Here is a 12,854-nt window from a genome sequence, read left to right on the forward strand (position 1 = left end):
GTCTATACCCGCCGTGTCAGCCGCACCATGGCGGTGCCGGTTGTCGCATGCGGATGGGTTTCGGTGACCGCATAGCCAAAACGCGCATACAGTGCGATCAGCCCGTGATTCGTCGCCGATGTCCAGGTCGCCAGTTCGGGTACGTGCTGGCTCAGCAACCAGTCCTCGCCAGCCCCTAGCAAAGCGCTGGCAATACCGCCGCGGCGGTGCTCTGGCGCCACATAGCTGGTCGAGAACAAACCATGGTGCCCCGCCTCCCCGGCTTGTTCAACGCGCACAATCGTATGGCCCGCGATCTGCCCATCGGGTAACTCGGCCAGCAGCACCTGCGCCGCTTGGGCCCGGCCATCCAGATGGAAACGCACACGATCCTGCAACCAGTCGAGGCTGTACATCGCCGTACCGGCCGCTTCACCTTCCACCTCGATCAACGTGGCGCGCATGCGCGCAGCGACGAGGGTGATTTCGATGTCGCTGGCCGGGTTGATCGGACGGATGCGGATGGCGGCGGGGCTCATTGACCGGCGCCTTCGGCAACGCGTCGCTCGAACACCCACACCATCGCCCCCAAGCCCGGTGGCAGCACCAGCCGGGCGAGGTCCTCACGCGCCTGCATGTCGAACAGGGTCTGGCTGCGGTAGTCGGCCCAGTTGCCGGTCATGAACTGCGAGCGGCTGCCGATCACGATATAGGTCTGCACGCTGCGGGTGCGGAATACCTGGCGCTCGAAGCGGTTGTTGGCCGGGGGCCAGCAGCAGATCGCGACTTCGGGTTGCTGTTGGCGCAGCGCGTCGACGGCATCGAGGCGCGCCACGTCGTCCGATGGATGCGTTTGTGCCGACCAGCTGCCATCGTCGCTGGCGCGGACATCCACGCCGGCTGCGCGCAGAAAGCGGCTCAATGTGCCATCGCCAGCTGCCAGCTCGCTGCATGTGCGCGTGCCGATGATCTGCGCCAGCGCGGCAATCAGTTCGCGGCTGAAAAAGCAGTAGATGCCGCGCTTTTCCACCAGCGGCATCAAAAGGCGCTTTTGCGTGATCAGCGGCCAGACCAGATGAAAGACGCGCAGGCCTACCGGTTTGCGCTTGAGGCCGCCCGCAAACAGCAGACGCTGGAGCACAAAGCCGTTGTAGAAATTGAAGCGGGCCTTGCCAGAATGGACGCCCGTGGCAGAGGCAAAGGCGTACTGGCGTATCGCCAGATCAGTCATGCGCTGGCGTACCTGCTGCTGTACCAGGGCCGCAAAGGCGCGGCCGTCGCGCTCGCCGCTGAGGAAGTTGGGGGCGGCCTGTAAACGGGCCGCAGCCCGCTCAGCCACAGCCTTGAGTTCAGCAGGGTCGCGGCGTTCGAACACGCCGGCGAGTTCCTGCTGCACCTGCGCCCAATCGTCGGGACAGGCTTCACACAGCGCGACCAGGCCCGGCTTGCTTGCAAGCCAAGCCAACAGGTCCGAGGCGGTGTGGTGGTGACTCATGGCTTGTCGGTACAGCCCTCCGTCACAGGCTCGCTGATGCGGAAGTAGTGAGAGAAATCACCGTTGCGCTCCTCCAGGGTGAAGGCATCTTCACTGGAAGAGGGGCGCATCTTGTTGATGTCGAGCGGCCACACCACGGTGGATGCCGGCATCCAGACAAACTTGTTCTCGAACACGCTCCAATTGCCGCTGAAAGTGTCGCCGCCGATTTCCTTGCCGATCGGCCAGGCTTTGAACTTGCCACCGGGTGCCAGGCGGATCAGGAAGCTGTGGTGCTTGCGCACCATGATCCAGTCGCCCTGATAACGGCAAGGCGCGATCGGCATGGCCGCCAGAATACGCAACACTTCATCGGCCTCGGCGCTGCCCGCCCAGCCGGTTTCCTTGGCGACACACGAAGCCATCTGTTGCGCCACCTGCATGCCGTTGTCGCCCATCTCCATGGCTTGCAGACTGGCACGGATGCGGCACATGTTCTCCTGCCGGCCCGACTGAACAAAAATGTTGAGCGCGACAACCATGACAAAACCGAGCACGACCGTGCCCGCAATGATGAACGGCTTGGGTACGGCAATAATGGACATGCCCGGTCTCCCGACGGGGTTAGCGATCTAGCCGGGCAAAAACCCGTGCTGCGGCAGCAATGGTGTCGGCGATATCGGCATCGCTGTGCGCGGCCGAGACAAAACCAGCCTCGTACAGCGCGGGCGCTATGTAGACGCCCTCGTCGAGCAGGCCGTGGAAAAACGCATTGAAGCGCGGCTTGTCGGTGCTCATGACTTCGCCGTAAGTCTTGGGTGGCTGCGGCGTGAAATACACACCGAACATACCGCCCACCGCATCGGCCGAGAAGGTCTGGCCGGCCGCGCGACCGGCGGCTTGCAGGCCATCGGCGAGTGCTTTGGTCTTGGCGGTAAGGCTGTCAAAGAAGCCCGGCACGCTGATCAGTTCCAGCGTCTTCAAACCTGCTGCCACGGCCACCGGGTTACCGCTGAGCGTGCCGGCCTGGTACACCGGGCCCAGCGGGGCGATCTTGGCCATCACATCGGCACGGCCGCCGAACGCGGCCAGCGGCATGCCGCCGCCAACCACCTTGCCCAGCGTTGTCAGGTCCGGCGTCACATCATGCAGGCCTTGTGCGCAGCCGAGCCCGACGCGGAAACCGGTCATCACTTCGTCGTAGATCAGCAGTGCGCCGTGCTTTTGCGTCAGCGCGCGCATGGCGGCGACAAACTCGGCACTGGGGCGGACCAGATTCATATTGCCGCAGAAGGGTTCCACGATGATCGCGGCGATGTCGTCGCCCTTCTCTGCAAACACCTGTTCGAGCTGGGCGACATCGTTGTAGGTCAGCACGATCGTATGCTCGGCCACACTGGCTGGCACGCCGGCGCTGGACGGGTTACCGAAGGTCAGCAGGCCCGAGCCGGCCTTGACCAGCAGGCTGTCGGAGTGGCCGTGGTAGCAGCCTTCAAACTTGATCAGCTTGTCGCGGCCGGTAAAGCCGCGCGCCAGGCGAATCGCGCTCATCGTCGCCTCGGTGCCGCTGGAGACCAAGCGCACTTTTTCCATCGAGGGCAGCATTTCGCACAGCAAATCGGCCAGATCGATCTCGCGCTCGGTCGGCGCACCAAAGCTCATCCCCTCGGCCGCCGCCTTCTGCACCGCCTCGACCACGGCCGGGTGGGTGTGACCCAAGATCAGCGGGCCCCAGGAGCCCACGTAGTCGATATAGCGCTTGTCGTCGGCATCCCACACATAGGCGCCGCTGCCCTTCTTGAAAAAGCGCGGCGTGCCACCCACGGCACCAAAGGCGCGCACCGGCGAGTTCACGCCACCGGGAATATGGCGCTGGGCGCGTTCAAACAGCTGATCGTTCTTGCTCATGGTGTTTCCTTGCTTGCTCGTTTTGCTGCCGCGGTGGGTATGGGCGGCGGTGCGTTCGTGGGCCGCCACGCGGCGGATCAACAGATCGTCGGCCACGTGTTCAGGCCTTACTCCACGTGGGCCAGGGGTGCTGGCTCAGGTGCGAATTGGTATAGCGCGGGTCTTCGGTCACTTCCTCACCCAGCCAGTCGGGGCGCACATAGGTCTCGTCCTCGCTGCCGAGCTCCACCTCGGCCAGTACCAGCCCGGCGTTATCGCCGAAGAATTCATCGACTTCCCAGATGTGGCCGTTCAAGGGTATGCGGTGCCGTTTCTTCTCGACCACCATCGGGCACATGGCGGCGAGGATAGTCTCGGCATCCGCGAGCGGCACCGGGTACTCGAACTCGTGGCGCGACACATTGCTGATGTTCGATTTGAGCGTGAGCCAGGCTTGCTCCCCCTTGATGCGCACGCGCACGGTGCGTTCACGCTCGACCGAGAGGTAGCCCTGCTTGAGCCATTCGCCCTCGGCCAACCCGCGCCAAGCGTCGGTCTTGAGCAGGAAGCGGCGTTCGATTTCCTGCGCCATCAGAACGGCTTCACGACGACGAGGATGACGATGGCTATCATCAGCACGGTCGGGATCTCGTTGAACCAGCGGAACCACACATGGCTACGCGTATTGCGGCCGGCGGCAAAATCGCGCACCAGTTTGGCGCAATAGATATGGAAGGCGCCCAGACCGAGGACCAGCGTGAGCTTGGCATGCATCCAGCCGCCGCCAACGAACTCCCAGCCCAGCAGGAAACCGTACCAGACACCGAAGATCACGGCGAGCTTGGCCAGAATGGTGGTAAAGCGTAGTAACTTGGATTCCATCAGCGCCAGTTGCTGTTTGGTGGCCACGTCATCGACCATGGCATGGTTCACGAACAGGCGTGGCAGGTACAAAAGACCCGCCATCCAGCTGATGACGAAAATGATGTGCAGGGCTTTGACCCAGAGCATAAAAATTCCTAGCAAAAAGAGAGGTGACTAGCCCTTGTTGCGGGCGACTTCATAGAGCGGGACAACGCGGGGCATCAGCGCTTGCATCTCGCGGATACGCGTGTCGTTGGAGGGATGAGTAGACAGAAACTGGGGGGGCTGGCCACCGCCCACGGCGGCCATTTTTTGCCACAGGGTGATGGCGGCACGGGGGTCATAGCCGGCACGGGCAGCCAGCTCAAGGCCAATGGCATCGGCTTCGGATTCATGCTTGCGGCTGTGCGGCAGGCTGTAGGCCACCGTGGCCACCTGGTCAGCCAGACTCAGGTATTGATCGTATTCGCCACCGGTCACCGCCGAGAACAGTTGCAGGCCGATCTGCTTGGCGTAAACCTCGCTCATGCGCTCGCGGCCATGCTCGCGCAGGGCGTGGGCCATTTCGTGGCCCATGATGGCGGCGATTTCATCGTCGCTGAGTTTGAGCCGTTCGACAATGCCGGTAAAGAACATGATCTTGCCGCCGGGCGCACAGTAGGCGTTGAGTTCATCATTGCGCTCGACGTTGACTTCCCAAGGCCAGCCCAGCGCGTCCTTGCGGAACGCCACGACTTGCGGGATCAGCTTTTGCGACACAGCCCGGACGCGCTTGGTAATGGCCGCATCCGTATTCAGGCGTCCTTGCTTGCGCGCCTGATCCAGCGAGCCGGCATAAGACTGCGCCGCCATCTGGTTCACCTGTTCGTTGGAGAGCAGGGCAAACATGCGTTGCTTGCGCTCCACGCCGATAGCGCCACCTTCGGTGGTGGAAACCTGGGTACAGGCCGTCAGCCATGTCGCCATGGCGGCCAAAAGCAAACGACGGGTGAAGGAAGCGGTCATGGTGGATATTGAGTCCTGTATCTGCAACGCTCGGTATTACTTTTCCATCTGGCGGATACGATCGAGCTCGTAGCTGGTCTTGGCGATATTGCGGGCCTCATCGAAACGGCGCTCATTGATGAGCTTGTTCAGCATGTACTGACGCTCACGCTCGACGCGCTCCTGCGCATGACGGGCCTCGCGCTCGCTGCGCTCTTCTTGCTGGTTGGCCTCCCGCTCGGCCCTAGACGCTCGCATCTCCGCCTCATACTGCGCCCGGCGACTGGCAGACTCGGCCTCGTAGCCTTTCTGGCGCGTCCAGGCGGCATAGTCTCTGTCACGGGCTTCTTGGGCCCTGCGCGCTTCATAGTCAGGATCCTGACTGGCCGGCGCGTACCGCTGGGTCTGTTCGGCTTCCCGCGCGATCAGGTGCTCGGCTTCGGCACGCAAGGTATCTGCTTGACGCTGGGCAATACGGAAGGTGTCACGATACTCGCGATCTGCGGCGTATTTGGCCCATAGCTTCCAGCCGGCAAAGGCAAACCCGGCCAACAGCAAGGTGCCACCCAGCATGAGCCAGACCGGTGTACCGCCCTGACGGGCCGTTCTCACGGACTCAGCCTTGGAAAGCTCGATGGTAGCGGCCTGGCCTGCTTGCAGACTGGCGTCGTAAACCGAACGACGCACCGGGCTCATCAGGGTTTCATAAGCCTGCTGCAATTGCTGCAGACGCGCGGCGCGTTGTTGCGGGTCGATGATTTCGCCCACCACCTTCTGCAGCTCGTCATAGGCACGCTGGATCTCAGCCTCGTTCGCAGTGGGCGGGATGCCCAGCACGGCGTAGTAGGTCTTGCCCTGCGGACGGGTCGTCATGGCCCGGGCTCCTTAGATGGCAACCATCTCGAAATCGTCCTTGCGGGCGCCGCAATCCGGACAGGTCCAGTTCATCGGCACATCCTCCCAGCGGGTACCGGGCGCAATACCATCATCGGGGCGGCCTTCCGCCTCGTCGTAGATAAAACCGCAAATCAGGCACATGTATTTTTTCATGACTTAAACCGGGTCCGGGAATCGAATCGGCTAGAATTCTAACCGAAGCGACCTTCGCCATCGCGATTGCCGCACCATCTGTCTGCATCTGATCAAATCCGGGCGTTTTCTGCCCCACTTTCCCGAGAATCGTCCCCCTCATGACCGCCACTCCCCCCATTGTTCTGGTGTTCGCCGGCAACGACCCCTCCGGCGGCGCCGGTCTGTCTGCCGACCTGCTGACACTGGCCTCGCTGGGCTGCCACCCGCTGCCGGTCATTACCGCCATCACCGTACAGGACACGGCCGGCATGGAAGAGTTTGTCGCCACCGAGGCGGATCTGGTGTCGGATCAGGCGCGCTTCGTACTGGAAGACATGCAGATCGCCGCCATCAAGGTCGGGGTGATCGGCAGCATCGAGAACCTGACCGTGATTGCCGAGATCGCGGCAGACTATCCGCACATCCCGCTGATACTGGACCCGGTGTTTGCCACCGGCGAGGGTGATGAATTTGCCGGCGACGACCTGGTCAGCGCCATGCGCGAGTTGCTGTTGCCGCATACCACCCTGCTCACACCCAACAGCCTGGAAGCCCGCCGGCTGGCATCGGATGACCAGGACGAGCAGGATGGCCTCAGCGTGGATGAGGCCGCACTGCGCATCCGCCAGTTCGGCCCCGAATACGTGCTGGTGACCGGCACGCACGAGCAGACGCCCAATGTCAGCAATGTGCTGTTCGGTCAGTCGGGCCGCGTCCGTGTGGATTCGTGGGATCGCCTGCCGGGCAGCTACCACGGCTCGGGCTGCACACTGGCCTCCGCGGCTGCGGCCTTTATCGCCAATGGTCTGGAAATCAGCCAGGCGGTGCGCAAGGCGCAGGAATACACCTGGGATACCCTCAAGCAGGGCTTCCGCCCCGGCATGGGCCAGTGGATACCCAACCGGCTTTACTGGGCGCAGCAGGACGCGCCCGATGCCGGTATCGACAGCGAAGACTGATGACGCTGCCCGAGGGCCTGTACGCGATCACGCCGGACTGGGCAGACAGCCCGCGCTTGGTCGCCGCCGTCAGCGCTGCGCTGCAAGGTGGCGCACGCATTGTCCAGTATCGCAACAAGCTCGCGGACGCCGCGCTGCGCCATGAGCAGGCCAGCGCGCTGCTGGCGCTGTGCCACGCAGCGCAGGTGCCGCTGATCATCAACGATCACCTCGATCTGGCACTGGCCATCAATGCCGACGGCCTGCATCTGGGGGGGGATGACGGCGATCTGGCCGCCGCCCGCGCAGCGCTCGGGCCACACAAGCTGCTGGGGGCCTCGTGCTACAACCGTATCGAACTTGCGCAGGCGGCGCTCGCCGCCGGGGCTGACCATGTGGGTTTTGGCGCGGCGTTTGTCTCGGGCACCAAGCCACAGGCCGTGCGTGCCGAGGCCGATCTGTATCGCCGGGCCTGTGCCACGCTGGACGCGCCCGTGGTGGCGATCGGTGGTATCACCGTCGCCAATGGCGCCCGCTTGATTGATTGCGGGGTAAAACGGCTTGCCGTGATCGGCGGCCTGTTCGATGCAGAAGACGTGGCCACACAGGCCGCGCGGTTTACCGCCCTGTTCTGATACCGCAGCCGGCTCAGATTGCGCCGGTCTCGCGCAAGGCGGCGGCAATTGCCTCGGCCATCTGCCGGTAACCTGCCTCATTGGGATGGATGGGATCGCTCTTCAGATTGCGGTCGGCCAGCACTTCCGCCAGCACCTCGTCTTCCAGCGCCACGCCATACTCCTGGGCCAGCTCGGCATAAAAGTCCGGCACGCTCAGGCCCAGCCCCGGCTTGGGCGTGGCGACCAGCAATACTGGCACGCCGCGCGCTTTGGCCAGATCGAGCATGGCGCGCAGATGGGCAACCGTCTCGGCCTCAGGCTGTTTGCGCAGGAAGTCGTTGCCACCCAGGCACAGTATCAGCAGCTTGGGCGCATGTGCATCCAGCGCCTCGGCCAGCCTCGCGCGGCCATCTGCCGTGGTATTGCCCGGAATGCCTTCATTGACCACCTCGCGGCTGATCAAGGCTTGCAGCACGGCAGGATAGCTTTGTGCCGGCTGCACGCCGGTGCCGTAGGTCAGGCTATCGCCAAAGGCCAGCACGGTGGCGCCACCAGCCAGGCGCGGGTACTCGACCTTGGCGCCACAGGCCAGCACCAGCAGGGTCAGGACAAGGGCAATCGCGTGGCGAAGCATGGCTCGTCCGTCCCTGTTCAATCAGCCGATCACAGCTTCTTCAACTGCTTCTGCGCTTCGCTGGCCGCATCGGTGCCGGGGTAAGCCGCAACCAGTTCCTTGAGCGTCTTGATCGCCCCTTTCTTGTCGCCCTTTTCCAGCTGCACGCTGGCAATGGCGCGCAAGGCATCGGGTGACTTGGGGTGCTCGGCGTAGCCATCCACCAGCTTGCGCCAGCTCTGCTGCGCGGCGGTGCCATTGCCGGCCTGGGCCTGCGCCATGCCCAGCCAGAACAGGGCGCTCGGTGCCGCGGCCGTGGCCGGATACTTGCCAGCGACCTGGCCCAGCGCTTCCACGGCCGGCTTGAGCTTGCCGTCGCGGTACAGGTTGTAGGCGGCCTCGTACGCGGCAGCCGCATCGGCCTCGACCTGGGCTTTCTGGGCCTCGGCGTTCGGCGTGCCGGTCTGGCCGCGGCCTTCCTCCATGGCGCGCAGGCGACCATCGAGATCGACATACAGATCTTGCTGACGCTTCTGCAGGCCCTGCAGATTGAAACCGATCACTTCCAGCTCACCGCGTAGCTGGGCGATCTGCTGCGATAGCTCGCTGATCTGTCCCACCACTTCGAGCAGCTTCTGCGCATTGCGGGTATCGAGTTCGCTGACGCGCTGTTCGATCGCGCTGAGACGGGCTTCGGATTGGGCGCGCAGCTCGCTGATCTGCTTGCGGGCTTCATCGTCGTCAAACAGGCCCGCTTGGGCAGGCAGGATCAGGGCGGCCACCAGGGCCAGACGGAGCAGGCGGTTCGACTTCATGCTGTTTGGCTTCAGGCTGTATGGCTTCATTGCGGCATTCCCAAAAGACTACGCCCCGTGACGGGCACGGGGCGTAGCGTAATGCAAAGCAGCGCGGGACGCGATTACTCGCCGTCGTAAATCACATCGGCACGACGGTTTTCAGCCCAGCTGGCTTCATCGGCACCGGTAGCACGCGGCTTTTCTTCGCCGTTGCTGGTGGCTTCGACTTGCGATTCCTTGGCGCCAACCACGGCGACGGCCTTGCGGACGGCTTCAGCACGCTTCTGACCCAGGGCCAGGTTGTATTCGCGGCTGCCGCGATCATCGGCATTGCCTTCAACGCGAACCGAGCGGTTCGGGTTGGCGGCCAGGAAGCGGCCATGGGCCTCTACCAGCGCTTGCTGGTCAGCACGGATGTCGTACTTGTCGTAGTCGAAGTAGATGCCGCGCTTGGACAGTACGTTGTTCGGGTCCTTGAGCGGGTCCAGCTTGGCAGGTTCGGCAGGCTTCACCGGGGCAACCACAGGTGCCTGTGCAGTTTCAACCGGCTTGGACTCAACCGGGGCTTCCTTGGGGGTGCTGGCACAAGCGGCGAGCAGACCCAGCAGGGCCAGGCTGGCAAGGCTTTTCTTCATCATGTTTCGACTCCTGAACAGTTAGATGTAAACAAAATCACGGTATTACGGCAGCCGGCTGACGGCAAGCGGGGTCGCGTACGGCCCCCAGGCTGGCTCGCGGGTATCACCGCTGGCGGAGAGTCGCTGGCTGAACTGGCCGTCCGCAGAAACGGTAGCCAGTACGCCGCGACCACCAGCCTGGCTGGCGTAGAGAATCAGCTTGCCGTTGGGGGCATAGCTGGGCGATTCATCCGCGCCGCCGTTAGTCAGCGTCAGGGTCTGGCGGGTAGCCAGATCCATGGTAGCAACCACAAATCGACCATTTTCACGCCGGATGAACGTCATCGAACGGCCATCGGGCGAAAAAGTCGGCGACACATTATAGCTGCCTTCGAAGGTCAAGCGTTGGGCTTCTCCACCCGAGGCCGGCATCAGATAGATTTGCGGGCTGCCACCACGATCCGATGTAAACGCGATCTGGCTGCCATCGGGCGAGTAACTGGCCTCGGTATCAATCGAGAAACTGCGGCTCAGACGGCGCGGTGCACCACCTCCGGTATCCACGGCGTAGATCTGCGAAATGCCGTCCAGTGTCAGCGTGACGGCCAGGGTGCGGCCATCCGGCGAGAATGCCGGCGCGCTGTTGCTGCCCTTGAACGCCGCAACCGCGCGGCGTGTACCGGCATACAGATCCTGCGTGTAGACGATGGGTTTCTTGCGCTCGAAACTCACATAGGCGAGCTTGCGGCCATCCTGCGACCAAGCGGGGGACAGGATGGGTTCGTTCGAATCAACCACGGTTTGCGCATTGTGACCATCGGCATCGGCAATCTGCAGCTGGTAGCGCTTGCCCTGCTTGAGCACATAGGCAATGCGCGTCGAAAATACGCCGCGCTCACCAGTCAGCGCTTCGTAGATCTGGTCAGCCAGCTGATGCGCGGCACGGCGGGTGTCCGCAGCCTGGGCGCGCAATTCAAAGCCGGCGAGCTGCTTCTGGCTCAGGGTATCGAACAGGCGCAGGCGCACCTGGACCGAGCCATCGGCATTGGGAGTGACCGAACCGGTCGCGAGCGCATCGGCCCCGCGGGTTTTCCAGTTGCCTAGCTCGGGCTTGGCCGGCGTTTCGGCCACCGGCACGCTGCCGGCTTCCACCAGACGGAATCGCCCGGTACTGGCCAGATCGGCGCGGATCACATCACTGATGGATTGCTTGAGCACCACCTCGCCAGTCAAGCCGGCAATCGCTACCGGCAACTGACGCGCACCGGTACCGGTGACTTCGATGGTGATATCCGCTTGGGCACTGAACGCGACACTGGCCAGCAGCAGGCTGACAAGGCGCAGGAATGAGCGTTTAGATAAGGTCATGGAGCCGGTATTTGATCTTGTGGGTCTGGAAAGGGGCGGGGTCGAGACCGGCAGGCATATCCGGATAGCGCCCGGCTTTTTCGATGGCACGGCGCACCGCCGTATCGAAAGCCTTCACGCCACTGGATTTGACGGTCTTGACCGAACGTACCCGCAGATCCGGCCCGAGTACAACCTGTACCAGCGTTTCCGGATTCCCACGGGGCAGGGTCTTGGGCTTGTACAGCATGTGCCCGCGTATCAAACGACGTACCTTGTCCACATACTCACCCAGCAATTGTTCGCGGCTGGGCGGCGGCGGAGGTGGCGGTTCGACCACCACCGGGGGCGCAGGTTCCACCGGCGGGGCAAGAGGTGCGGGCGGCGGCAAGGGCTTGGCGCAAGCGCCCAGCACCAGGATCAGGATCAGGGAGGCGGCCAGCGCCGCACGCAGTCTATTCATCACGTAAGCGGTACTTGAGGGTGTGCTTGCGCAGCTTGCCGAAGTCCGCGCCCGCCGTCAGTGCAGGATACTGGCCTGCACGCAGGATGGCGCGCTTCACGGCGTCGTCAAACGCCACCACACCGCTGGATTTCTTGAGTTCTGCGCCCATCACGGTCATGTCGGGCAGCAGGGTGACTTCGAACTCGGCCTCCGGGTTACCGCGGCCATCGTCCGGGTAGCTCATGTTGCGGCGGATCAGGTTGCGTACCTTGCCGTAGTAAGCATCCATCGCCCCGGCACGCGCCGAGGCCTCAGCCGCCTGCTGGCGCGCCGCCAGGGCAGCCAGTGACACGCTCGCATCCACCGGCGGGCGCTCGAACTTGTTGGCCAGCTCAGCCAGCACCTTGTTGGGTTTGGCCTCGGGCTTTTTGGGCTCCGGCTTGGGTTCCGGCTTTTTCGGTTCGGGTTTCTTCGGTTCGGGTTTGGGCTCAGGCTTTTTGACGGGCTTGGGCTTTTCGATCTCGATATCGGGTTTGACCGGCGCCGGTTCAGGCGCTGGCTCGGGCTCGACTTCGGGCTCGGGCGGCTGAGGTGCCGGCGGCGTCTCGACCTGCGGTTCAGCCGCAGGCGGAGGCGGCGGCGCTTCCGACCACAGCTCGACTGACATCGGCGTCACCGGCTCGGTGCGCCATTGCACGCCCACGTACAGCATCAGCCCGATCAGCGCATGCACGGCCACCGCAAGACCAAACGATAGCCCCGGGTGCTCACCGCGCTGGACGGCCGTGCTGATCCTTTGTGCTGCTGCGCTCATGACTTGGGCATGACCTCAAGACCCACGCGCTCGACGCCACCTTTCTTGAGCGCATCCATCACCTTGACGATGGCCTCGTAGCGGACTTCCTTGTCACCGCTGATCAGCACCGGGCGATTCTGCGCCGCCATGCGCGACTTGATGGTGGCAATCAGGGATTCGGTGTCGTTGATCTTCGTCTTGATGCCGGCATCGTCCAGCTGCATCAGCTCGTCGCGATCCACCATCACCCGCAACGGCTTTTCATTGAGCGCGCGATCCGCCTTGGCCACCGAGGGCAGATTGACGACACCCGGTTGCAGCATGGGAGCGGCAACCATGAAGATCACCAGCAGTACCAGCATCACATCGATATAGGGCACGACATTGATATCGGCCTTGGCGCGGCGTTGTCGGCGGGCCATGTT

At 63.4% G+C, this 12,854-nt stretch carries 18 protein-coding genes; 2 read left to right on the forward strand and 16 right to left on the reverse strand.

Annotated elements, in window-relative coordinates:
* Positions 1–2: 2 nt before the first annotated feature.
* From O9X62_RS03900 to O9X62_RS03940, 9 genes are all read right to left on the reverse strand, one after another.
* The gene (locus O9X62_RS03900; RefSeq protein ID WP_269531451.1) at positions 3–518 is read right to left on the reverse strand and encodes a GNAT family N-acetyltransferase; all 516 of its coding nucleotides are present in this window, start codon (positions 516–518) and stop codon (positions 3–5) included.
* On the reverse strand, positions 515–1,474 hold the full coding sequence (locus tag O9X62_RS03905; protein ID WP_269531452.1) for a hypothetical protein: 960 nt from the start codon (positions 1,472–1,474) through the stop codon (positions 515–517). Before O9X62_RS03905 ends, O9X62_RS03900 begins: the two co-directional genes overlap by 4 nt.
* Positions 1,471–2,058 carry a hypothetical protein gene (locus O9X62_RS03910; protein WP_269531453.1) on the reverse strand — a complete coding sequence of 196 codons (588 nt, stop codon included), beginning with the start codon at positions 2,056–2,058 and terminating at the stop codon, positions 1,471–1,473. Before O9X62_RS03910 ends, O9X62_RS03905 begins: the two co-directional genes overlap by 4 nt.
* A 19-nt stretch (positions 2,059–2,077) precedes the next feature.
* Entirely contained in the window at positions 2,078–3,361 is a 1,284-nt protein-coding gene (gene hemL, locus O9X62_RS03915) for a glutamate-1-semialdehyde 2,1-aminomutase (protein WP_269531454.1), read from the reverse strand.
* Positions 3,362–3,461: 100 nt separating this feature from the next.
* Positions 3,462–3,932: a CYTH domain-containing protein gene (locus tag O9X62_RS03920; RefSeq protein ID WP_269531455.1), complete on the reverse strand. Its 471-nt coding sequence runs from the start codon at positions 3,930–3,932 to the stop codon at positions 3,462–3,464.
* Positions 3,932–4,357, reverse strand: coding sequence for a CopD family protein (locus O9X62_RS03925; RefSeq protein ID WP_374708387.1), 426 nt, complete (start codon positions 4,355–4,357; stop codon positions 3,932–3,934). The genes O9X62_RS03920 and O9X62_RS03925 overlap by 1 nt, the downstream gene beginning before the upstream one ends.
* A 21-nt stretch (positions 4,358–4,378) precedes the next feature.
* Positions 4,379–5,209: a M48 family metallopeptidase gene (locus O9X62_RS03930; RefSeq protein WP_269531457.1), complete on the reverse strand. Its 831-nt coding sequence runs from the start codon at positions 5,207–5,209 to the stop codon at positions 4,379–4,381.
* A 36-nt stretch (positions 5,210–5,245) separates the two neighbouring features.
* Positions 5,246–6,061 (reverse strand): DnaJ domain-containing protein, encoded by an 816-nt coding sequence (locus tag O9X62_RS03935; RefSeq protein WP_269531458.1) that lies wholly within the window; start codon positions 6,059–6,061, stop codon positions 5,246–5,248.
* 12 nt (positions 6,062–6,073) lie between these two features.
* Entirely contained in the window at positions 6,074–6,238 is a 165-nt protein-coding gene (locus O9X62_RS03940; protein ID WP_269531459.1) for a rubredoxin, read from the reverse strand.
* A 140-nt stretch (positions 6,239–6,378) separates the two neighbouring features.
* On the opposite strand from O9X62_RS03940, the gene O9X62_RS03945 reads away from it, so the two are divergent.
* Complete coding sequence (locus O9X62_RS03945) at positions 6,379–7,218, forward strand: hydroxymethylpyrimidine/phosphomethylpyrimidine kinase (RefSeq protein WP_269531460.1); 840 nt, start codon at positions 6,379–6,381, stop codon at positions 7,216–7,218.
* A complete protein-coding gene (thiE, locus tag O9X62_RS03950) occupies positions 7,218–7,832 on the forward strand; it encodes a thiamine phosphate synthase (protein WP_269531461.1) in 615 nt (204 codons plus the stop codon). The genes O9X62_RS03945 and thiE overlap by 1 nt, the downstream gene beginning before the upstream one ends.
* A 13-nt stretch (positions 7,833–7,845) precedes the next feature.
* Here the strand turns inward: thiE and O9X62_RS03955 are convergent, their stop codons facing one another.
* The 7 genes from O9X62_RS03955 to tolR form a co-directional block, all read right to left on the reverse strand.
* Complete coding sequence (locus tag O9X62_RS03955; RefSeq protein ID WP_269531462.1) at positions 7,846–8,448, reverse strand: arylesterase; 603 nt, start codon at positions 8,446–8,448, stop codon at positions 7,846–7,848.
* Between the two features lie 29 nt (positions 8,449–8,477).
* Positions 8,478–9,242: a YbgF trimerization domain-containing protein gene (locus O9X62_RS03960; protein ID WP_269531463.1), complete on the reverse strand. Its 765-nt coding sequence runs from the start codon at positions 9,240–9,242 to the stop codon at positions 8,478–8,480.
* 104 nt (positions 9,243–9,346) lie between these two features.
* Entirely contained in the window at positions 9,347–9,862 is a 516-nt protein-coding gene (pal, locus tag O9X62_RS03965; protein WP_269531464.1) for a peptidoglycan-associated lipoprotein Pal, read from the reverse strand.
* A 42-nt stretch (positions 9,863–9,904) separates the two neighbouring features.
* Positions 9,905–11,209: a Tol-Pal system beta propeller repeat protein TolB gene (gene tolB, locus O9X62_RS03970; protein ID WP_269531465.1), complete on the reverse strand. Its 1,305-nt coding sequence runs from the start codon at positions 11,207–11,209 to the stop codon at positions 9,905–9,907.
* A complete protein-coding gene (locus O9X62_RS03975) occupies positions 11,196–11,651 on the reverse strand; it encodes an energy transducer TonB (RefSeq protein WP_269531466.1) in 456 nt (151 codons plus the stop codon). Before O9X62_RS03975 ends, tolB begins: the two co-directional genes overlap by 14 nt.
* On the reverse strand, positions 11,644–12,447 hold the full coding sequence (locus O9X62_RS03980) for an energy transducer TonB (RefSeq protein ID WP_269531467.1): 804 nt from the start codon (positions 12,445–12,447) through the stop codon (positions 11,644–11,646). Before O9X62_RS03980 ends, O9X62_RS03975 begins: the two co-directional genes overlap by 8 nt.
* Positions 12,444–12,851: a protein TolR gene (gene tolR / locus O9X62_RS03985; protein ID WP_269531468.1), complete on the reverse strand. Its 408-nt coding sequence runs from the start codon at positions 12,849–12,851 to the stop codon at positions 12,444–12,446. The genes O9X62_RS03980 and tolR overlap by 4 nt, the downstream gene beginning before the upstream one ends.
* Positions 12,852–12,854 lie beyond the last annotated feature (3 nt).

It is taken from the genome of Chitinimonas sp. BJYL2 (assembly GCF_027257935.1).
Taxonomy (GTDB): Bacteria; Pseudomonadota; Gammaproteobacteria; order Burkholderiales; family Chitinimonadaceae; genus Chitinimonas.